This window comes from Thiomicrorhabdus sp. (assembly GCF_041583835.1).
Lineage (GTDB): Bacteria > Pseudomonadota > Gammaproteobacteria > Thiomicrospirales > Thiomicrospiraceae > Thiomicrorhabdus.
Window position 1 is genome coordinate 116,085 of the sequence record NZ_JBFHFC010000007.1, and the last position, 21,520, is coordinate 137,604.

Annotated in this window: 19 protein-coding genes and 1 other RNA gene; 8 read left to right on the forward strand and 12 right to left on the reverse strand. The window is 48.7% G+C overall.

Annotated features, from left to right (window positions below; translation table 11 throughout):
* Nucleotides 1-39: 39 nt before the first annotated feature.
* From murF to rnpB, 8 genes are all read right to left on the reverse strand, one after another.
* Nucleotides 40-1,575 (reverse strand): UDP-N-acetylmuramoyl-tripeptide--D-alanyl-D-alanine ligase, encoded by a 1,536-nt coding sequence (gene murF, locus ABY044_RS05850; RefSeq protein ID WP_373019126.1) that lies wholly within the window; start codon nucleotides 1,573-1,575, stop codon nucleotides 40-42.
* Nucleotides 1,530-3,116 (reverse strand): UDP-N-acetylmuramoyl-L-alanyl-D-glutamate--2,6-diaminopimelate ligase, encoded by a 1,587-nt coding sequence (locus ABY044_RS05855; protein ID WP_373019128.1) that lies wholly within the window; start codon nucleotides 3,114-3,116, stop codon nucleotides 1,530-1,532. The genes murF and ABY044_RS05855 overlap by 46 nt, the downstream gene beginning before the upstream one ends.
* Nucleotides 3,117-3,140: 24 nt before the next feature.
* Nucleotides 3,141-5,090 carry a peptidoglycan D,D-transpeptidase FtsI family protein gene (locus tag ABY044_RS05860; protein WP_373019130.1) on the reverse strand — a complete coding sequence of 650 codons (1,950 nt, stop codon included), beginning with the start codon at nucleotides 5,088-5,090 and terminating at the stop codon, nucleotides 3,141-3,143.
* Complete coding sequence (gene ftsL / locus ABY044_RS05865) at nucleotides 5,080-5,463, reverse strand: cell division protein FtsL (RefSeq protein ID WP_373019132.1); 384 nt, start codon at nucleotides 5,461-5,463, stop codon at nucleotides 5,080-5,082. The genes ABY044_RS05860 and ftsL overlap by 11 nt, the downstream gene beginning before the upstream one ends.
* A gap of 45 nt (nucleotides 5,464-5,508) precedes the next feature.
* Nucleotides 5,509-6,741 (reverse strand): cell division protein FtsZ, encoded by a 1,233-nt coding sequence (gene ftsZ, locus ABY044_RS05870; protein WP_373019134.1) that lies wholly within the window; start codon nucleotides 6,739-6,741, stop codon nucleotides 5,509-5,511.
* Between the two features lie 89 nt (nucleotides 6,742-6,830).
* The gene (gene rsmH, locus ABY044_RS05875) at nucleotides 6,831-7,763 is read right to left on the reverse strand and encodes a 16S rRNA (cytosine(1402)-N(4))-methyltransferase RsmH (protein ID WP_373019136.1); all 933 of its coding nucleotides are present in this window, start codon (nucleotides 7,761-7,763) and stop codon (nucleotides 6,831-6,833) included.
* A 26-nt stretch (nucleotides 7,764-7,789) separates the two neighbouring features.
* Nucleotides 7,790-8,248 (reverse strand): division/cell wall cluster transcriptional repressor MraZ, encoded by a 459-nt coding sequence (gene mraZ, locus ABY044_RS05880; RefSeq protein WP_373019138.1) that lies wholly within the window; start codon nucleotides 8,246-8,248, stop codon nucleotides 7,790-7,792.
* Between the two features lie 639 nt (nucleotides 8,249-8,887).
* Nucleotides 8,888-9,271, reverse strand: an RNA gene (gene rnpB, locus ABY044_RS05885) — RNase P RNA component class A.
* A gap of 104 nt (nucleotides 9,272-9,375) precedes the next feature.
* On the opposite strand from rnpB, the gene ABY044_RS05890 reads away from it, so the two are divergent.
* On the forward strand, nucleotides 9,376-9,582 hold the full coding sequence (locus tag ABY044_RS05890) for a YjfB family protein (protein ID WP_373019140.1): 207 nt from the start codon (nucleotides 9,376-9,378) through the stop codon (nucleotides 9,580-9,582).
* A gap of 85 nt (nucleotides 9,583-9,667) precedes the next feature.
* On the opposite strand, the gene ABY044_RS05895 is transcribed toward ABY044_RS05890, so the two are convergent.
* The gene (locus tag ABY044_RS05895) at nucleotides 9,668-10,939 is read right to left on the reverse strand and encodes a D-alanyl-D-alanine carboxypeptidase/D-alanyl-D-alanine-endopeptidase (RefSeq protein ID WP_373019142.1); all 1,272 of its coding nucleotides are present in this window, start codon (nucleotides 10,937-10,939) and stop codon (nucleotides 9,668-9,670) included.
* Between the two features lie 194 nt (nucleotides 10,940-11,133).
* Here ABY044_RS05895 and ABY044_RS05900 point away from each other — a divergent pair, with 194 nt between their 5' ends.
* Nucleotides 11,134-11,946: a class I SAM-dependent methyltransferase gene (locus ABY044_RS05900; protein ID WP_373019144.1), complete on the forward strand. Its 813-nt coding sequence runs from the start codon at nucleotides 11,134-11,136 to the stop codon at nucleotides 11,944-11,946.
* A 12-nt stretch (nucleotides 11,947-11,958) separates the two neighbouring features.
* Here the strand turns inward: ABY044_RS05900 and recQ are convergent, their stop codons facing one another.
* Together recQ and ABY044_RS05910 are read right to left on the reverse strand one after the other, a co-directional pair.
* Entirely contained in the window at nucleotides 11,959-13,797 is a 1,839-nt protein-coding gene (gene recQ, locus ABY044_RS05905) for a DNA helicase RecQ (RefSeq protein WP_373019146.1), read from the reverse strand.
* A 132-nt stretch (nucleotides 13,798-13,929) separates the two neighbouring features.
* A complete protein-coding gene (locus tag ABY044_RS05910) occupies nucleotides 13,930-14,841 on the reverse strand; it encodes a LysR family transcriptional regulator (RefSeq protein ID WP_373019148.1) in 912 nt (303 codons plus the stop codon).
* Nucleotides 14,842-14,953: 112 nt separating this feature from the next.
* Between ABY044_RS05910 and ABY044_RS05915 the strand changes: the two genes are divergently transcribed.
* The 4 genes from ABY044_RS05915 to ABY044_RS05930 all read left to right on the forward strand — a co-directional run bounded on the left by ABY044_RS05915 (nucleotide 14,954) and on the right by ABY044_RS05930 (nucleotide 18,414).
* Nucleotides 14,954-15,802 (forward strand): pirin family protein, encoded by an 849-nt coding sequence (locus ABY044_RS05915; protein WP_373019150.1) that lies wholly within the window; start codon nucleotides 14,954-14,956, stop codon nucleotides 15,800-15,802.
* A gap of 87 nt (nucleotides 15,803-15,889) precedes the next feature.
* Nucleotides 15,890-16,870, forward strand: coding sequence for a glutathione S-transferase family protein (locus ABY044_RS05920; protein WP_373019152.1), 981 nt, complete (start codon nucleotides 15,890-15,892; stop codon nucleotides 16,868-16,870).
* Between the two features lie 45 nt (nucleotides 16,871-16,915).
* Complete coding sequence (locus tag ABY044_RS05925; protein ID WP_373019154.1) at nucleotides 16,916-17,626, forward strand: pirin family protein; 711 nt, start codon at nucleotides 16,916-16,918, stop codon at nucleotides 17,624-17,626.
* 224 nt (nucleotides 17,627-17,850) lie between these two features.
* A complete protein-coding gene (locus ABY044_RS05930; protein ID WP_373019156.1) occupies nucleotides 17,851-18,414 on the forward strand; it encodes an HPF/RaiA family ribosome-associated protein in 564 nt (187 codons plus the stop codon).
* 129 nt (nucleotides 18,415-18,543) lie between these two features.
* On the opposite strand, the gene rsmI is transcribed toward ABY044_RS05930, so the two are convergent.
* Nucleotides 18,544-19,425 carry a 16S rRNA (cytidine(1402)-2'-O)-methyltransferase gene (gene rsmI / locus ABY044_RS05935; protein WP_373019158.1) on the reverse strand — a complete coding sequence of 294 codons (882 nt, stop codon included), beginning with the start codon at nucleotides 19,423-19,425 and terminating at the stop codon, nucleotides 18,544-18,546.
* Nucleotides 19,426-19,479: 54 nt separating this feature from the next.
* On the opposite strand from rsmI, the gene ABY044_RS05940 reads away from it, so the two are divergent.
* Together ABY044_RS05940 and ABY044_RS05945 are read left to right on the forward strand one after the other, a co-directional pair.
* Nucleotides 19,480-21,126 carry a penicillin-binding protein activator gene (locus ABY044_RS05940; protein ID WP_373019160.1) on the forward strand — a complete coding sequence of 549 codons (1,647 nt, stop codon included), beginning with the start codon at nucleotides 19,480-19,482 and terminating at the stop codon, nucleotides 21,124-21,126.
* 15 nt (nucleotides 21,127-21,141) lie between these two features.
* Nucleotides 21,142-21,519: a YraN family protein gene (locus tag ABY044_RS05945; RefSeq protein ID WP_373019162.1), complete on the forward strand. Its 378-nt coding sequence runs from the start codon at nucleotides 21,142-21,144 to the stop codon at nucleotides 21,517-21,519.
* Nucleotide 21,520 lies beyond the last annotated feature (1 nt).

The window sequence follows — 21,520 nt, forward strand, 5'->3', positions numbered from 1 at the left end:
GAGATATCCTTCGGTGTTTTCATTCTGTTTGTATTTTTGTTATTCATTATGATTTTTCACGCTGTCCAGCGACTGTAAAACTCCCTGAACAACTTTTTCCATCCTCGCGCTTCGCGATCCTTTCACCAAGACATTTTGCAACGTCTGATTATGGATGTCGGCCGTCACCGCTTCCGTCATCGATTCATGATTCTCAAACCAGTTTGCACCCTCTCCGAAAATATCCGGCATGACTCTGGCCGCCTCACCCAATACATACAAACGCTTTATTCCTTTTTGAAAAGCGTAGGCTGCAACCTCTTCATGCGCTTGCCGGGTAGTCTCTCCAAGCTCCGCCATAGCCCCGAAACACAAAACGGAAGCACCCGGTAACGCCGCCAAAGTATCAATCGCAGCCTTGACCGATTCCGGGTTGGCATTATAACTGTCATCGATCAACCAACCTTGGCCAATTTTAGTTTTTTGTAACCTGCCGGACACGCCATTGAAGTTGATCAAACCCGGACGAATTTCTTCCCAATTCAATCCGGCGGCTAAACCAACCGCTACGCAAGCTGCTGCATTCATGGCATTATGTTTGCCCATAACCGTCATGCTGACGGCGTGAGTTTGACCGCCTATTACTAATTCGAATTCGATCATTCCGTCCGCACTGGAAAAGTTCTGTAAACGTACATCGGCTTGTAGCGCTTCTCCGAAACGGCGGACATCTTTAATACCCAAATCCTGTAGGCTCGCCTGCCAATATTCGTATCCCGGAGAATCGGTATTGATTACCGCCGTTCCCGGTGAATGCAAACGGTTCAACCCCAAAAAGATTTCGCCTTTGGTCTCAATCACGCCTTGCAGACTACCGAAGCCTTCCAAGTGTGCTCCCGAAGCATTATTCAGCAGTGCAATATCCGGCTCGGCCATCAAGGTTAAATACTCGATCTCTTTCGGATGATTCGCGCCCATTTCAATGATGGCGTATTCGTGCCCGGGTCTTAAATTCAATAAAGTGCGCGGCACACCGTAATCGTTATTCAGATTTCCTTCGGTCGCCAACGTACGGCCGATTTGAGAAAACAAACTCAGTAAAATCGACTTAGTCGTGGTTTTACCGTTACTACCTGTTACCGCAATCAATTTCTTAACCGGCATTTGTCGGCGATGCCACTGTGCGAATTTGCCTAGTGCAATCCGTGTATCTTCAACCAAAACACCCGGAACCGGACAGGCCACTTCGCTCGACACCAAAACCGCAACCGCGCCTTGCTTAACCGCTTCGGCAACGAAATTATGACCGTCGAAGTTTTCTCCCTTGAGGGCAATGTACAGCGCACCCGGTTGCAAAGTACGCGTATCGGTACTGATGCTATCGAAATATATCTCTTCATCCGCAACCAATGAACTTAACCATTCGCCGTCAACGCTTTCGGCCAGATCGCTTAATGTCCAATAAAATGTCTGCTCTTGCATAGGCTCTTGCTTCACATTAATTTGTCGTTGCAGGCAATCAACCATCTCTTGCGGATTGAACGCCTGCCTCATGACGAACCGTTTTCCGAACGTTTCGCCGATTGTTCCATCCACTCCAGCACGGTCTGCTGATCACTGAACGGTTGCTTGATTCCTTGTATATCCTGATAGGCTTCGTGCCCCTTACCGGCGATCACGATCAAATCTTCCGGTGCCGCAGATTCTAAAGCCCAATGAATCGCTTCTTCTCGATCTTCAATCACTTTAACCGCTTTCGGCTTCTCAAACCCCGCCAGCGTATCGGCAATGATCTGTTGCGGCGATTCATAGCGAGGGTTATCACTGGTCAACACGACCTTATCCGCAAACATTTCTGCCACTTTAGCCATTAACGGCCGCTTACCGCTATCTCGATCGCCGCCACAACCGAATACCACCCACAAACGACCCAATGCCGTTTCTTCGGACGGTTGAATTTCCAGATGCTGTCTAACCGCCTGCAACACTTGTTGCAAAGCATCGGGCGTATGGGCGAAATCGACGATCACCGCCGGATGGCTTGTAACCACTTCCATGCGCCCCTTAACCGCCGACATCTTCGATAAAACCTGACAACTGGCCGCCCAGTCAAATCCGCAGGCCATCATAATTCCGATGGCGCACAAAGCGTTCTCGACATTGAAGACACCCATCAAAGGAATATTGGCTTTGCACTCCGCTTTGGCAAAATGCAGATTCAACTTCATACCTTGTGCATTCAGTTGCGTTTCTGAGCAGTACAAATGAGGATGACCGTTCTCATCCACTTCTTGAGCGTCGGTACTGTACACCAGGGCATGCGGCAGTTCGCTAATCATCTGTTTTCCGACAACGTCATTACCGTTCAACACTTGAAAGCGGCTTTCATATTCGAGGAACAGCTTCGCTTTAGCTTGTTGATAAGCCAATTCGGTTTGGTGAAAATCCAAATGGTCACGTGTCACCTGAGTCAACGCGACACATTCAAACTTCAATTGATCGATCCTACCGAGCTCAAGCGCGTGGGAAGAAACTTCCATCACGGCCCAGTTGGCACCTTGCTGAATAAACTCATGCAACAAACGATGTACCGTCACTACATCAGGGGTCGTATTTAAACTCGTAGCCAAGTCATCCGCATGCTTTTTAAACAGCCCGTTACCCAAGGTTCCGATTAAAGCAGGCGTCTGCCCCAGGGCCAATAACAACTTAGCCACATAGTGCGCCGTCGATGTCTTACCATTCGTACCGGTAATACCAACAACCTTAATATTTTGACTCGGTTGATCGTAAAACCAATCTGCAAAACGACCCAACCGTGCATTCAAATCTTTAACGACAATTATCGCTCCGCTAAGATTCTGCCGGTGATACCAAGCCCGTTCGGTTTCCGTTAAAGTGCGATCGGTCAATATGCAGCTGACTCCCGATTCAATTGCTTGCTGCATAAATTTCAGACCATGCTGAGTGTATCCTTGGATGGCAATAAAACCGTCCGACTTGCCAAGCGTTCGAGAATCCGTCGAAACATTTCTAACCTCGATCTTATTGGCATCGCCAACCTCAGTCGAAGATAATATTTCAACCCCCTCTTCACTCAAACCAAAGAAATCATAAATCTGTTGCAAGGTTTTCATAGCTAGCCTCACTGACCTTAAACCTTAATTAGACGATTCCAACATTTCATCATGCGGCACATTTCTCAAACGTAACGCTTGCTGCATAACTTCTTTAAATACCGGCGCTGCAACCGAACCGCCGTAATAAACTCCGCGACTCGGTTCGTCCACTGCCACCACCATGACCATATCCGGATCGGAAACCGGCACAATTCCGGCAAACAGCGAATGATATTCGTTTTGCTCGTAGCCGCCCTGTTTGGTTTTATGCACGGTACCGGTTTTACCGGCTACCCGGTAACCGGCCACCTGTGCCTTGGGAGCAGTACCGCCGCGCGCCACCACTTTCTCCATCATCAACAGGGTTTCATCCGCCGCTTCAGCACCGACTACCCGCGTCTTCTGAGGAGGCTGGTTCAATTTAAACAAACTCAACGGCATAATTTCTCCGTGGTTTGCCAACATTAAATAACCGTGTGCCAAATTGAGCAAGTTGATATTAAAACCGTACCCGTAAGAAGCAGAAACTTGATCGATCGTCTGCCATTGCGCGACCGGTTTCAAATAGCCGGTGGCTTCACCCGGCAAGTATAAACCGCTGTCTTTGGTGAAGCCCACATCTTTCCATAGCTGCCACTCCTGCTCGGGTGTCATGCGCATTGCAATCTTGGAAGCACCGACGTTACTGGACTTCTGAATAATACCTTCGGGCTTCAATACACCATGGTTATGCGTATCGGTAATGCGGTAACCCTGCACACGAATCGAACCCGGGCTGGTATTGATCTTCTCGTCCAAGCCGACCACGCCCAGATCCAACGCCTTCGCGATGATAAAAGGTTTTACCGTCGAACCCGGCTCCATCAAATCGGTCACCACGCGGTTACGAATCCCGTCGCCACTTAACTGGCTTCGATCGTTCGGGTTATACCCCGGCAGACTGACCATTGCCAGCACCTCACCGGTTTTGGCGTCCAGAATCACCGCACTGGCGGATTTAGCCTGATGCTCGATCATCACACTTTTCAAAGCGCGATAGGCAAAAAACTGAATATTCTTGTCGATACTCAACGTCATATCGGAACCGGCTTTGGCCGGAACCACGTCTTTCACAAAATCGACCACTCGACCGGCACGATCCTTAATGACCTGCTTACGACCCGATTTGCCTTTGAGCCAATCTTCGTAAGCCAATTCCAGACCTTCCTGACCATGGTCGTCAATATTGGTGAAACCGACTAAATGACCTGTTATCTCGCCGGAAGGGTAATAACGTTTGTATTCGTCTTCGATATATACGCCATACAGATTCAGCTCGTCCACTTGCCTGGACAAATCCGGCTCCACCGAGCGCTGCAAGTAAAGAAAACGTCGGCTAGAAAATTTCTCCACCTTATCCTTAAGGTTGGATGCCGGTATTTTCAATAACTTTGACAGTTTCTCGTAAACATGTTGATAACCTAACATTTGCTGGCTATCCACCCAGATCGAAGGAATGTCTGCACTGATGGCTATCGGCGCACCCGCTTTCCCATCGATATCGTGGGGCGTCAGAGTCATCTTGACTTTTTTAAGGTATATGCCCGGCAACTCAAGTTGCTCGATTTCATCGATTACTTTCGAGTCGGCTTCTTGTCGGATAAAGCTCAAACGTTTATGTAAACGGTTATGAGCGGTTTGCAAAAGCTCTTTCTCACTCATTCCGAGCAACTTCAAAAACTTTCGGTAGGCAGTCTGATAGCCGTACATCACCTTAGCGTCTACCCAAACGGAGGCCATGGGAGTACTCAACGCCAAGACATCGCCATGACGGTCGTAAATCACCCCGCGAGGTGCCGGAATATCAATGGTGCGAACCTGACGCTTATTCCCCTCTTCCTGCAAGAAGTCCGACTTCACGATCTGTACGTAAAACGCTCGCGACAGAACAGCCATAAAGCCCATGACAATCAGGGCAAACACCACCTTATCGCGACGAAACTTATTGGCCATCAGCTTGTTCTTGCAAGTAAATTGTTTGAAGATTATGAGATTCTGCGGACTTTTCCAAAACCATGTTCAATTTTGATTGGGCAATCTGTTCAATGCGGGCTGGGGCACTTAAATGCATTTTTTCAAGCATCAAACGCCCCCACTCCTCTTTGGCTTGAAGGTTTTTTTGTAATGCCAGATAGTACTGGGTTTCTGTATGTCGAATTTGGTGTTGGACTTGAATGATCGCAATCAGCGACATCAATACCATCATCACCAGGCTGAAAAGAAAAAACCCACGCCACTTAAAAATTTTTAAGTGGGTGGGTCTGGGGAATCTTCTTAACATGTCAGCAACAAACCAGCATTCAAGCTCTGTTACCGAACCACTCAATCAACATACTGTCAGTACTCTCATGTGCGGCCCGGCTAGAGCTTTTTAGTCCGCTTGACGACGTAAGAAAGCAGGAATATCCAGATAGTTCGAGTTTGGAAGACTGCCGGCCAGTCCACCATTCGCAACCATCTTAGGACGCTCTACTTCTACTTCTTTCGCAGGCTTAGCGGCGGATTCCAACTTAACGCTCTGCTGAACCGCTTTCGGCGCTTCCTCGACTTTAGCCGCAGGTGCTGCCTGTTCGACAACGCTTTCTTTGTTCGCTTGAACTGCAGTCAGATTCGGTTTAACCATTTCCGGCTTCTTAGCGGCAGAACCCGCTTCTTCAAGTCCTGTTGCAACAACCGTTACACGAATCTCGTCCTGCATGGTTTCGTCGATAGACGTACCGATAATGACTTTTGCATCCGGTGCGGCAACTTGATCAATAACATCACCCACTTCGTTGAATTCACCCAAAGTGAAATCCAAACCACTTGTAATGTTAACCAGCAAACCACGGGCACCCGATACCGAAATATCCTCCAACAACGGATTGGCAATCGCCTTTTCCGCAGCCTTGATGGCACGGTCTTCACCAGTCGCATGACCGACACCCATCATCGCCATACCGCGTTCGGTCATGACTGTACGTAAATCTTCAAAATCCACGTTGATCATACCCGGACGGGTAACCAATTCTGAAATACCCTGAACCGCACCGTGCAGTACTTCGTTTGCGTAATCAAACGCTTTCGCCAATACGAAGTCGCGTCCCAACACTTTCAACAACTTATCGTTAGGAACGGTAATTAATGAATCTACATGTTCCGAAAGCGCTTCGATCCCGGCATCTGCAATCTTATTGCGACGCTCGAAACTGAACGGGCGACTGACGACACCGACCGTCAAAATACCCATCTCGCGTGCAGCTTGCGCTACAACAGGTGCAGAACCGGTACCGGTTCCGCCGCCCATTCCTGCGGTGATGAATACCATGTCGGCATCTCTTAACTGTTCTTTAACCTGGTCAATGTCTTCTTTTGCAGCTTGTGCACCGCGTTCTGGGTCCGCACCGGCTCCCAGACCGCCATCACCTAGCTGGATACAGGTCGAAACCTGAGAGTTAGCCAAGGCTTGCGCATCGGTATTGGCACACATAAACTCAACGCCTTCAACGTTTGAGCGCACCATATAATCTACGGCGTTACCACCGCCACCGCCTAAGCCGATGACTTTGATAACAGGCATGCCAGGTGTCCGGACTGGCGTTGTTTCTTTTCCTACGAATTTCATGACGACGATTCCCCTTAATCAGCATGACAACTAAAACATGTTTTAATTTGCGCTAAAGAAGTTTCCCCAACACAAACTGCAACATTGACCTACAAACGTTCTGCAATGCGGAGCACCGCACTGCGTGATCGACTATTCACTCGACACTCTTCTTCACTTGGAAAGACTGGCTTGCCGATCTTTTTCAAAACAGGCTCAATCACTTCCAGCAAAATCGGTGAATCCGGGAACAGATCCTTCATCGTGGACTGATCCCTAATAAACTGTTTTACAATTCTGTCTTCCAAAGAGTGGAAGCTGATAACCGCAAGTCGGCCGCCGGGTGCAAGAATGGCCACCGCCGCTTCCAACACATTCTTCAAAACGTCCAACTCTTGATTTACGGCAATGCGTATTGCTTGAAAAGTACGCGTTGCCGGATGTTTATTCTTTTCTGTTTTAGGCGAAGCCTTTCTAACCAATTCCGCCAAGTCCAACGTCGTCTGCAACTCGTCTTTGTCGCTCGCTTCTTTTATGACTCTGGCGATTCGCCCCGCGAAACGTTCTTCGCCGTATTGCTTAAGTACCTTCGCAAGCGTTTTTTCATCTACCTGCTTCAGCCACTCTTTGGCACTCAAACCTTCTTCCGGATTCATGCGCATATCCAAAGGCCCAGAACGCATAAAGCTGAATCCACGTTCAGCCTCATCCAGTTGCGGTGACGACACTCCCAAATCCAGGAGCAATCCATTCACTTTTCCTGTTATCCCCCGCCTTTCGCAGTATTCGGCTACCTTGTCGAAACTGCCGTGCTGAATTTCAAAGCGCGGATCGTTAAAATGTGTGTTGGCGTATTCGACCGCTTGCGGATCCTGATCAATCCCTATCAACCGCCCTTCCGGCCCCAACTTATCCAAAATGACCCGACTGTGTCCGCCGCGTCCGAATGTGCCGTCTATATAAATGCCATCCCCTTGGATATTCAAAGCATCGATCGACTCATTCAATAACACCGAGTAATGTTTCTGCTGACTGTCTTCCATAGTTGGTTTTTGTGCTCCTTCAGACATCACAGACTTAAACTCGCAAGCGATTCGGATACTTCATTTGAAAGTGCCGAATCCAACATCTCTGGTCGGCTGGCATCCCATGCCTCTTGCGACCAAAGTTCAAATTTATTCCCTTGCCCCAATAAGATGGCCGACTTTTCCAGATTGGCATGCTCTCGCAGCAAGCTCGGCAATAATACTCGTCCTTGCGAGTCCATCTCCATCTCGGATGCATGCCCTAAAAGCAAACGTTGATACAAACGTGCCTGAGGATCAACGTTCGGTAAAGACATCAACTTGCGTTCGATAACTTCCCATTCATCCAAGGTATAAATCAGTAAACAAGGGCTATGAAGGTCGATGGTAGCGACCAATTGATTGTCACTTGCTTCGGAGATCGACTCACGATAGCGCTTAGGAACGGCAAGGCGTCCTTTCGCATCGATATTGATTGAATTGATCCCACGAAAAAATAACATTTCAAAATTCCACTTTTCGCCACCTTTCCCCACTTAGCGCCACTATATTGCTGTTGCACTCCACTGTCAACCCCGTCAAATGCAAAGAAACACAAATTTTCATTACAGGACAACAACTTACGGACACATACCAACGGGATTTTATAAATATTAGGTAACACTAATAAAACTTATGTTTCAATCAGTTAGCACTGCAAAACAAAGTCATTAGTTAAGTAATATTCACAACACATTGTATAAAAAAAGGGTTTTCTTATTACCAATACCGACACAACCAACAACACAACATGTAGTATAAGAAAAACATCAGAACACTACATAAAGAAGACTAATGCATGCAGAGTCGCCCCCCACCCCATTAGGGGAGAATTTTCCCTAAAAAATTAAAAAAAATTAAAAAAACGGAATAAAAGTGAGTGTTTTAGAGGAAATTTAGAAAAACAGACAAGACAATTCCTACATGCGTAAGGAAAAAATTGGGCGCTTAGAACAAACGATTAGGACAAAAAAACCACATCAATTTTCAATACTGAATCGGGAATATTTCGATAAGCCATTTAGAAGAAATCGGGTGTAGAAAAACCCATGATATAGAAATAAAAAGCCAACTAAAAAGGCAGTCAACTTTTTGAAATAGAAAGCAAAAGCGGATCTGTAAGCCGGGTTCTGTACTCAAAAGAGCGACAACCATTCATCTGGGAGAAACATCACTGCTTTCCTCAAGCGACCTACCCGGAAACCCGTGCGAGCAACACGGTGTCACTGGCAAGCCAGTGGCGTTGTTTCCCTATTTGGTCTTGCACCGGATGGGGTTTTCACTGCCACTTCTGTTACCAGAAGCGCGGTGCGCTCTTACCGCACCATTTCAACCTTACCTGTTCGCGCAAGCGCGTCATCGGCGGTATATTTTCTGCTGCACTGTCCGTCGGTTCACACCGCCCAGCCGTTAGCTGGCATCCCGCTCTGTGGTGCCCGGACTTTCCTCCGAAGCCTAAAGACTTCCGCGATTGTCCAACCCACTTTTGCGTGGCGTACAGTACCCGAAATCGACATTAAAGTCCATAAAATTAAAGTTCGTAGTAAAATGGCCGATAACTTATCCAAGTAAAACTAAAAGGTTAAATTTCATGGACATTTCTGCCAACTCAGCAGTGACCGCAGCCTATTATCAGCAACAAGCCAACACTCATGAACAAGTGCAGGTTTCGATGCTTAAAAAAGCCATCGACAGTCAAGCCGCTAATGCGCTGACTTTGATTGCAAGCTTGCCGACACCGCCATCGAATGCCGGACTGCCGAGCAACCTGGGCAACAACATCAACGTCACGGCTTAAAAGCTTAAACACCGAATAAATACAATCCGGATAAACTAAACAAAACTATCCGGACTCACTTATCCCATTCGCACACCGTTGCAAATCATTGTTGCGCCCAAATCTCCTGACTCAACACACTCGCCACCTTGTTGCGGTAATGGTAATAGGGAACCTGCTGGTTAATCATCACCACAAACGGCAGCCAGTTTTGTCGATGCTCGATATACCCCGCCAACGCACTGACTCCGATTAAAGACCCCGATTTCGCATACACATGCGCTTCCACTTCCGGCAACAAGTGTTTCCACGGCCTGAATACCTCAAGCACTTCGATTAGCTGTTGAGGACTTAAGCGATTGTTACGCGACAAACCGGCACCGTCTTCAATAAACGCTTCCTGCCAATCAAAATGACGTTGCAATTGCTGTGCGAACATACGTGCCACCTTCTTTTCATCCGCAGGCGCGCCATAAAGCTCCGCACTCAACTTCAGCGCCAACTGATTGGCAATGAAATTAGTCGAATACTTCATCATCGGACGAATGATATCGGCCAAATCATGGCTATTAAAATGGCGGTATAACAACGGTAAAGAATTATCGACCGCTTGGTAAATCACCTGCCCACCAACCTGAATGCCCTGCCCGCGTAAAAATTCAGCCAACAACTCGGCAAAATAGGTCTGCCCCACTTTAGGCTCCGCCCCGGTATTAAAGCGTAACTCACTCTGCGTCATTGTCTTGCCCAAACGTTTGGCGGTCGCCGTCAAGGGCGTCTGTTCCTCGGCTGAGATCACTCGACCGTTCACTTTCTTAAGGTTAAGCGTATTGAAATTAGCGGCAATGGCCGATGGAATGGCGTCATACGGGTTATCGCTCTGCCCGGTTCCCGGTAAAATCAAATGCTCCGAGAAATAACCGTTATCCAAGGCGATCGCATCGATTTTGTCGATTCCGCTTTCTGCAAGCCGCTTTTTCAACTGTTCCGCAACCAATTGCAACTCTTCGGAAATCAGAAACGGATCGCCATATCCCTTGACCCATAAAACCACCTGTCCATTCCGATGACCCAGATAAAAATCGGTTTTGAAACGATGGTGCTCGCCCCAATGGGAAAGCGCAAGGAATGCCGTCACCAACTTGGTCGTCGAAGCAGGCACAAACATCTCGCTTTGTGCTTTATACTTCCACGGCTGATTTTTAGAGTCCATGAGCAACAATCCCGCCGAAGGCATCTTCGCCAGTTCCGGAAGGCGTTCCAGCCCGACGGCCTGAGACTGAGCCTGAGCCGAAAAGCTATAAAACAGGCTCAGCAACAAGCCGATCGCTACATAGGCTAATGACAATCGACGACGGGAATTAAGGGAAAACATCATATCTTTTTCAATTCACTGTAAAACAGAACACTATGGTACTTTATGGAAAATCTTTTTGACGGCTTATCTACAGATTCAACAAACAAAACCAGCACCATAAAGAATGGTATCAAACATCAAATTTTACAACCCGCTCGGCCAAATCGGCTATATTAAGGCCAATAAACAAGCCGTCAAACCCAAACCGATAATTTATGCTAAAAGTCTGTTCCGAAATCTACCCTGAAAAAGCCCGGCAATTAAGTGACCGTCTACAATTGCCGCTAATTGCCTCTCTACCGCCATCAAAAGCCTTAGGCGAACAAATGGTATTAAGCTGGTTTCGAGAAAAAAATCAAACCGAAGACGAGGCCGCCAAACTCGGTCTATTCTCCAGCCACAGCGGGCCGGTATCCATCGATTTCACCAGCGGCAAAAAGAACCACCGCCGTCAATTCGGTGGCGGCAAAGGCCAACCGCTCGCCCGCGCGATCGGCATCAGTGGAGACAGCACCCCCAAAGTACTTGATGCCACCGCCGGAATGGGAGGCGACGCTTTTGTATTCGCTACGTTGGGATGTCAGGTGCAAATGATCGAACGTTCTCCGATCGTCGCCGCGCTATTGGAAGACGCGTTGCAACGCGCTTTAAGCAAAGACAGCCTTGATCCCGAAGTACGCGAAATCGTGCAACGCATCTCTTTAGCCAATGCCGATGCCGCAGAATACCTATTAAAACAACAGCCCGAAGTCGATGTGATTTACATGGATCCGATGTATCCGGATAAGAAAAAGGCCGCCTCGGCCAAGAAAGAAATGAAAGTGCTTCAGCATTTATTAGGCCCGGACATGGACAGCGAAAAACTGCTGGAGGCGGCATTGAAAACCGCCAAAAAACGCGTTGTCGTCAAACGCCCGGCCAAAGCGCCCACCATCGAAGGCATCCAACCCAACGCCGAAATCAAAAGCCCAAATACCCGCTACGACATCTATTCGATCAAAGCCCTGAAAGCGGCAGGCAAACTGTAACCTTCCGAGCCGTCACCCGTAGCGGCGCAATAACGCCAGAAACTCAAAACCGTAACGCGCCAGTTTGCTCTCGCCGACGCCGTTGATTTTCAGCAATTCGCTATCGTTTTGCGGTTTGTGTTTTGCCATTTCCACCAAAGCGGCATCACCGAACACCACATAGGCGGGAACTTCTTCGCTTTCGGCGATTTCCTTGCGTAAGGCACGCAATTCATCAAACACTTCCCTATCGGCTTCGGAAAGATTGTCCCGTAAAGACTTTCCGGCAGGTCGGTTGGTTTTTGAAAAAGTCTTTTTCGGCAACGCCAACTGCAATTCAATCTGACCTTTAAGGACCGGTCCGGCCGATTCGGTCAGACGCAGTACCGAAAAATTCTGCACATCCTGAAACAAGTAGCCCATGTGAATCAACTGACGGATAAGACTCGACCATTCATCCACACTGTATTCCTTACCGATGCCGTAGGTGCTGACCAGTTCGTGCTGCAAGGAACGGATGCGTTCGGTGTCGGCACCTCGTAATACATCGATGACATGGCGCACGCCGTACCCTTGATTCAAACGGTAGACACAAGACAAGGCTTTTTGCGCTACCACCTTGCCGTCGAACAAAGTCGGCGGATTCAGGCAGATGTCACAGTTACCGCACGGTTTTTGACTCGGTTCGCCGAAATAGTTCAGCAGAACGTTACGACGACAGGTCTGGGATTCGGCAAAGGCCACCATGCTGGAGAGTTTGAAGTTTTCGATCCGTTTCTGCTCTTCGTTAGGCACCTGCTCCACAAAATGTTTGGCGGTCGCCACATCCTGCATACCGAACAACAACAAGGCTTCGGAATCCAAACCGTCGCGTCCGGCACGGCCGGTTTCCTGATAATATCCTTCGATGTTTTTGGGCAGATCATAATGCACCACGAAGCGCACATTGGATTTGTCGATGCCCATACCGAACGCCACCGTTGCCACCACGATCTCGATCTCGTCACGCAGGAACTGTTGATGCACCTGCTGACGCACCTCGCCCGGCAGGCCGGCGTGATACGCTTTAGCGTTATAGCCTTCTTCAGCCAGTTTCTGCGCCACCTCTTCAACCCGCTTACGGCTCAACGCATAGACGATTCCGCTCTCTTTCTGGCTTTTCTGTCCACGCGCTTCCAAAAATCCTAACAACTGTTTCAACGGTTGGCGCTTTTCCAATACCGTATAGCGGATATTCGGGCGGTCGAAACTGCTGATGTGTACCTGCGGCTGATGCAGGTGCAGACGTTGAAGGATATCGTGCCGGGTCGCATGGTCGGCGGTGGCGGTCAAGGCAATGAAAGGTACCTGCGGAAAACGTTCGCGCAAACTGCCCATTTGACTGTATTCCGGCCGGAAATCGTGTCCCCACTGGGAAATACAGTGTGCCTCGTCAATCGCGAACAAGGCGATCGGCAGGCTTTGCAAGGTTTGCAGAAAATGGGCGTTAAGCAGGCGTTCCGGAGAAACGTACAACAAATCCAACTGCCCCGTGTGCAATTGCATCATTACCTGATCGGCGGCTTCGTAATCCAAAGAAGAGTTGTAATAAGCCGCGTTCACCCCATTGGCTTTTAGGGCGGTGACCTGATCCTGCATCAACGCGATGAGCGGCGATACCACAATCGCCGTACCGGAACGTATCAGCGCCGGAATCTGATAACACAGAGACTTTCCGCCGCCGGTCGGCATCAAAACAAAACAATCTCGACCGGACACCACATCTTCGATAATCGACGCTTGCTGGGGACGAAACTGATCGTAACCGTAAACAGTCTGCAAGAGCTGGCGTGCCTGCTCTTGAATGGAAGCCTGATTGAAAGATTGGGTCATGTACTGAAAGCCAAGGGGCAAGAAACGGGACGCCAAGATAGACGATTAAACATCAAAATACAAGTGAATGAATTTCTTATCGACAATCCGAACAAACCTGTCCGGAATTCATAGACCCTGCCAAGTGGCCGCTTAAAACAAGCCTTCGTCCCAATAAGCCTTGTCACCAAAATATTCAACCAGAAAATCGATGAACACCCGAGCTTTATTTGACAGATAACGGTTTTGAGGATAAACCGCATAGGCATGAATTAACGGCAAATTATACTCTTTCAGAACCTGAACCAACTCCCCCTTCTGCAACGACTCCCACGCAATAAAGGTCGGCGACAGAATAATCCCGTGACCACTGACCGCCATCTTTCTAAGGAAATCGCCGTTATTGGCATAAATCTGCCCCGATGCCTGCACCGGATGCGAATACCCCTCGCTGTCAGTTAAATGCCAAACCCCGGTTTTGTCTCCGGTATAGTGCAGCACCTTATGTTCTTTCAGATCTTCCGGAACTTCCGGGGTACCGTATTCTTGCAGATAGTCGGGACTAGCGCACAAGATGAGCCGAATGGGAACGAGTTTTCGCGCCTGAATCAACGCATCCTTGAGCTGGCCGATACGAAACGCTAAATCAAAGCCTTCTTCGACCATATCCACCTCACGGTCGGACAGGTCGATCTGTAAAGTCAGTTCCGGATGCTGTTTGGCAAATTGATCGAATACGCCGGTCAAGTGCGCCAAGCCAAACGACAAGGGAACTGCGACCCTCAAGGTGCCTCGCAATTGCTGCTCGTCGTTGCGAATAGAGGAATTCATTTCCTCAATCGACTCAAGAACCTTAAGTGCCCGTTCGTAATAGAGCTGGCCGGCTTCGGTCAAACTGGAAGTTCGTGTCGTACGCTGAATCAATTTGCAAGCCAAGCGCGATTCCAAATCGGATAAACGACGGCTCACCGCAGACTTCGCCAAATTTAACTGTTCCGCCGCTTTACCAATACCGCCCGCTTCGACCACACGAATAAAAATCCGCATCTCTTCCAGTTGTCCCATTTCCCCTCCCTGTCTTTTTGTTCTTAAAATTAGAACAGTGTTTTGGTATTTTGGCGGTTTTTTATTGTTTAATCAATCGTTAAGCTTACCGTCTATCAATAGGAGTCAGGACATGGCCAATCAAACCCGCCAACTGCAACAAATTTATTACGGCATGCCCGCTTCGGACGGAGACGGCGTCAAACTCTTTCGTATCATCGGACAACCGCAACTGAAAAATCTGGATCCGTTCATCATGCTTGACGCTTTCGGCACAGACGAACCTGCGGATTACATAGGAGGCTTCCCGCCGCATCCGCACCGTGGTTTCGAGACCGTAACCTATCTATTAGCCGGGAAAATGCGTCATAAAGACAACCAAGGAAACGAAGGTCTGATTGAAGCGGGCGGCGTGCAATGGATGACGGCCGGACGTGGCATCATCCATTCCGAAATGCCGGAACAGGAAGATGGCCTGTTAATGGGCTTTCAACTTTGGGTTAATCTGCCCGCCGATGCAAAAATGACACCGCCGGCCTATCAGGAACACCCGCCTGAAAGCATTCCGGTAGAAAATTGGCCGGACGGAACCATCATTAAAGTGATTGCCGGGAAAACGCAAAAAGGCACGCAAGGCATCATCCAAAACGACTATGTCGACCCGACTTACCTTGATGTCCAACTGGTAAAAAGCGAGTTTTTCAAACAACCGCTTAAGCACGATGAAACCGCTTTTATCTATCTGCATGAAGGTCAGGTTGAAGTTGGTACCGAAAACCCGAGAATACTTAAAGCGGGACAACTTGGCGTGTTCGGATCGGGCGACCAAGTCGAAATCCGTTCAATCAGCGACCAAAGCCGTTTCATACTGGTGGCCGGAACCCCACTGAACGAACCGATTGCACAACGCGGACCGTTTGTGATGAACACACAGGAAGAGATCGTGCAGGCAATCCACGATTACCAGAACGGGCGTTTTTAAAGTGTCTGTTTCACAGGGCGATAATCACTTGAACGGGTTCACCAATTTTTATCCGACACCAAACAACCAAAATAGCGGGACATTCTTATGGGATTCATGATCGAGGGTAAATGGCACAACCGGTGGTACGACACCAAATCCACCGGAGGCCGTTTCAAGCGCATGGAATCGCAGTTTAGAAACTGGATTACCGCCGACGGTCGCGCCGGGCCTACGGGTCAAGACGGATTCGAAGCCGAACCCGACCGTTATCACCTTTATGTTTCCCTTGCCTGTCCGTGGGCGCACCGCACCCTGATTTTCAGAAAACTCAAAGGGCTGGAAGAGATGATCAGCGTCTCCATCGTCAACTCTTATATGGGCGACGACGAGGGCTGGACATTCCACCCCGGGCACGGCGTCATTCCCGATTTCGTCAATCACAAGACGTTGTTGCATGAAATCTATTCGATCGCCGATCCGAATTACACCGGCATCGTCAGCGTGCCGACGCTATGGGATAAAAGACTCAACACCATCGTCAGCAACGAATCGTCGGAAATCATCCGCATGTTCAATTCCGCCTTCGACGACATCGGTGCCCTGCCCGGCGACTATTATCCTGTAGCGTTGCGCGAAGAGATCGAACAAATCAACGACTTCGTTTACCACAACCTCAACAACGGCGTTTACAAAGCCGGATTCGCCACCAAGCAACAAGTGTATGAAAGAGAAGCGAAAAACGTTTTCAAATGTCTGGATGCGTTGGAAGAACGCCTCTCGAAACAACGTTATCTGGTTGGAGAGCAACTCACCGAAGCCGACTGGCGGCTGTTCACGACGCTTATTCGCTTCGATGCCGTCTACGTCGGTCACTTTAAATGCAATCTCCGCCGTCTGGTCGATTACCCAAATTTATGGAATTACACCTTGGAATTAGCGCAAATTGAGGGAATAATGGAGACGATTGATCTCGAATATACCAAAGCACACTACTACGGTAGCCATGACACCATCAATCCGACTTTGATCGTGCCAATCGGCCCCGAACTGGATTTGACGACACCCCACAACCGCGAGCGGTTTTGAACGGCCTGATCAAATCCCCGCTTTGGATGCCAAGAGGACTTACCCATGAGTAGAGAATTCCATCCCGCCGACGAGCGTGGCGTTTACCACCACGGTTGGCTGCACAGTTACCATAGTTTCAGTTTCGGCAGTTACTACGATCCCGAACGTATGGGGTTCGGACTGCTGCGCGCGCTCAACGACGACCGCGTCGCCCCTTCGATGGGCTTCGAAACCCATCCGCACAACAACATGGAAATCATCTCCATCCCATTGAAAGGTCGCCTTCAACACGAAGACAGCATGGGGAACCGGCACGTTATCCAGGCAGGAGAAATTCAGGTCATGTCGGCCGGAACCGGCGTCGCCCACTCCGAATACAACGACTCCGACAGCGACGAAGTCAACTTCCTGCAAATCTGGGTTATACCCAAACAACACAATATCGAACCGCGTTACGGCCAGAAAGCATTTGATGAAAATGGACGTAAGAACCGTTTCCAATTAGTCGTATCTCCCGACGAACGGGACGGTTCTATATGGATAAACCAAGACGCCTATTTTTCGCTCGCCGATATGGACGACAATCAAACGCTGTTTTACAAGAAACACCGTCCTGAAAACGGTGTATTCATATTTCTTTTGGACGGCAACGTCCAGATTGATCTGGACGAATTGAACCCGAGAGACGCGTTGGCCATACCCGAAGACGACAATATTGAAATCCGCGCCCATGCGAACAGCAAGCTCTTGTGCATCGAAGTTCCAATGGCCTGACGATACCGACTCTTGTAACAGTGAGTGTAATACCGCTTGCTTTTTGAGTCGGTTATCAGAAATAATGGAATTTCGGTTCGACGGTTTTTTTCGACAAAGAGGTTGATTGCTCTTTTCATAATCCCCACCCTTTTACCGTCGCTTCATTCACGCCAATCAACGCGCCGATTTGTCGAATCAGTATGTAATGTTTGACCACAAACCTTTTCCCCAAAGGAGAAAGCATGCAAGTACCACTACAAATCACCTTCAAAGACATCAAACACTCCGATGCCGTTGAAGATAGAATCAAAGAAAAAGTAAAAAAACTCGAACAATTCGCCAGGGAAATTATCAGCTGCTCGGTAGTTATTGAAGCACCGCACCGCAAACATCAGCAAGGCAATCTGTTCAGCATCAAAATCAACTTATCCGTGCCGGGTCACGACCTTGTCGCCACCAAAAACTCCGACAACGATCATACCCACGAAAATATGTATATTGCACTCAGGGATGCGTTCGGAGCCATTCAACGCCAGCTGCAGGACTTGACCCGCAAACAGCGCGGCAAAGTCAAACTGCATGAAGTAGCACCTCACGGAACCGTAAAAGCCCTGTATCCGGAGATGGATTACGGAACGATCGAAACCGCTTTCGGACGAGAAATCTACTTTCACCGCAACAGCATCGTTAATGCGGATTTCGACAACCTGAAAACGGGCGACAAAGTACATTTTTCGGAAGAGATGGGAGAAGAAGGTCCCCAAGCCAGCAGCGTGGTGCTGGAAGGTAAACATCACGTAGTTTAATTGATAGTTTCAACAGGCCGCTTAGAGCGGCCCAATCAGGATTGAATCATAGGACTGAATCATCAAGGCACTCATTTCGCCTGCTGATTCAGGCACCAACAAGCCGATTCACTCTGAAAAACAGCACTTTCAAAGGTCTTTGAGCTCCAGAATCCTACTGTAAATCGCCTTTTTCTTTTGCCCGCTGTAATCAACGAGGATGTCGGTAATCTGTTTAACCGGCAAGTTCTGTTTTAGCAGGCTTAGAATCAAAGCGTCGTAATCACCGACTTCCGTCACTTCTTCCACAACGTCACCCATTACCATCAAAACGAATTCGCCTCGAACCTTATCGTCATGTTCGGTGAAATACGCTTTCACCTCGGCAACAGAGCCGGAAACGAACTGTTCGTAAGTCTTAGTCATCTCGCGTGCGGCTACCATCTGGCGGTTTTCGCCGAACACGGTCTCCATTGCGTCCAACGTATCCATAAAACGATGCGGCGACTCGTAAAAGACCAAAGTACGGGTATCGTTTTTCAAGCTTTCCAAAACATCCAACCGTTTTTGCGTTTTGGCCGGTAAAAAACCTTCGTAACTGAAACGGTCTGTCGGCAATCCGGCTGCACACAGAGCGGTAATCACTGCAGACGGCCCCGGAATCGGCACTACATCGATCCCCTGCTGGCGCAACAACTTAACCAAATGAAATCCCGGATCGTTAATCAACGGCGTTCCCGCATCCGAAACCAAAGCGCCGCTTTCGCCTTGTTGTAAACGTTCCAACAACTGAGTACTGCGAGCCTGTTCGTTATGGTCGTGCAGACTGATTAAAGGACGTTGAATCGCCAATGCCTGCAACAACTTTTGAGTGTGACGCGTGTCTTCGGCGGCAATCCAATCGACCGAAGAAAGAATCTCGATCGCCCGGTGCGTAATGTCCTTTAAATTTCCGATGGGCGTCGCCACAATATAGAGGGTGCCGTTTTTTGCATTTGCCGTATTGTTTTCCATAAAAACCTTATCAATCACTCAATTCGCTATATAATCTTCACTAAGATTAATTGTGAACCATTCTATATAAAAATGCGCAAATCCACTGCTTTAATTGTCTCTTCTTCCTTAATGGCGATCTTCCTTGGCGCGCTTTCCGGATGTTCCACTCCCGGCGGGTCAAAAGACATCGCAAGTAAACCCGGCATTGTCCTTGAAGGCGCCCAGATGAAATCCGTCGGGGATCTCGAAATCGCCCAATTGGAAAAGCAAATCAAACTTGCCGAAGAAAATCGAGATTGGACAACGTACCTGACACTGAGCGAGCAATTATGGCACAAGGCCGATGATGAAAATCAGTTGGCGATCGAATACATGATTTGGCACACCTTGTCACAAGCTTTCGACACCAAGGAAAAAATCGCCGAACTGGATAGCAGCCCGAATCTGCAATTACAACAATGGGGCAGACTCCTGAATGCATTACAGCAACCGGGGCTATACGCACAACAGGCCTTATCGGATCTTGCCAGCTTCGACAACGATGCACTTTATAACCACCATCTACTTGAAGGTCTGAAGCAGCACCTTAAGAACACCCAAACGGTTCGTCAAATTGCGGTTTTACTGCCGTTTCAAGGTAAATACCAGGATATCAGCGAACAGATTCGAAACGGTTTGATTAAAGCCTATATGATTTCAAACCGTTCGATTACTTTAAAATTCTACGATTCCAGCGAAATCGACCAAGTCTTCCAACAATACCAACAGGCTAAACTGGACGGTGCCGATCTCGTCATCGGCCCGTTGACCAAAGAAGCAGTCGACCAACTGGCCGGACGCGGGCTAACCGACGTTCTGGCTTTAAACAGTATCGAAAATGCGACGTTCAAGTCATTCAACTACCGTTCGCAGACCGAAAGCATGCAAATCACGCGTCAGCTTGAGGACAACGCTTATCAACGCATTGCAATTCTAAGCAGCGAAAACAGTCGAGATATGGCCACCGCTCAAGCCTTACGCGTTCAATGGCTTTCCAACCCGGATAATCAGGCGGTCATGCATGTTTACCCGCTGAAAAACCCGAACTTACGTAAGGCTCTTGGCGGCATCGTCAACGAGGAAGCCAGTCAGGCACGTTACAACAATCTGCGTTGGTTACTAGGCGAAAAACTCGAGTTCTTCCCTCGCACCCGCCAAGACCTGCAAGCCATCGTTTTATTGGGTAACGAACAACAAGTCGCAGTATTCCACCCGCAATTCGAATTCTTCCAATTAAAACTGCCGGTATACGCGACGTCCAACCTGACGCCTAACGACCTGCAAAACATCAAACGTAACAAAGACTTGGAAAACGTCATCTTCCCGACCATACCGGCCGTTTTCACACCGAACGCGCTGAACACCCCGTTGGAAGCATTCGGTTGGGACAGTTTTCTATTGGCGACCCAACTCGACAAGCTCGCGCCGAATCTTTGCTTAACCCAGGGACAAAGCGGAATTTTGTATTTAGACGAAGATCAACAGATCGGCAAGAAATTGATCTGGGCGCAATATTCGCCGCAAGGACAATTGATTCCATGGGTCAAGCCTGAAATACCGGTTATAGAGGAAACGGTAGAAGATACGGCGGAAGGTGCCTTGAAAGAAACAGAAACAACCAACGGCATCGAATTGCCCGCCACTCAAGAAAGTCAGCCACAGGAACGTCAACCTATTCAGCTGCTTCCGGCCGACTAATTTAGCGACTATCCGATGAAAGTCCTGCAACGCCTTAAAAGCAAACTCATCGGACGCACTAAGGAACAGCAGGCGGCGGCGTGGTTACGTCAACAAGGCATCGAACTCCTTGAACATAATTATCACTGCCGCGGAGGCGAGATCGATCTGATCGGTTTTGACCGCCGAAGCAACCAACTGATCTTCTTTGAAGTCAAATACCGTCAATCCAGCGATTACGGTCACCCTGCGGAATTCGTCACCGCGCCGCAGCAAAAGCGTATTATCCAATGCGCACAGCACTTTCTACTCAAACACCCCGACTTACAAAATGCCGGTATGCAGTTCGACGTTCTGACCCTGCTGGACGAACAAACCGTGCCCGAACGCATAGAAAACGCATTCGGACAATAAA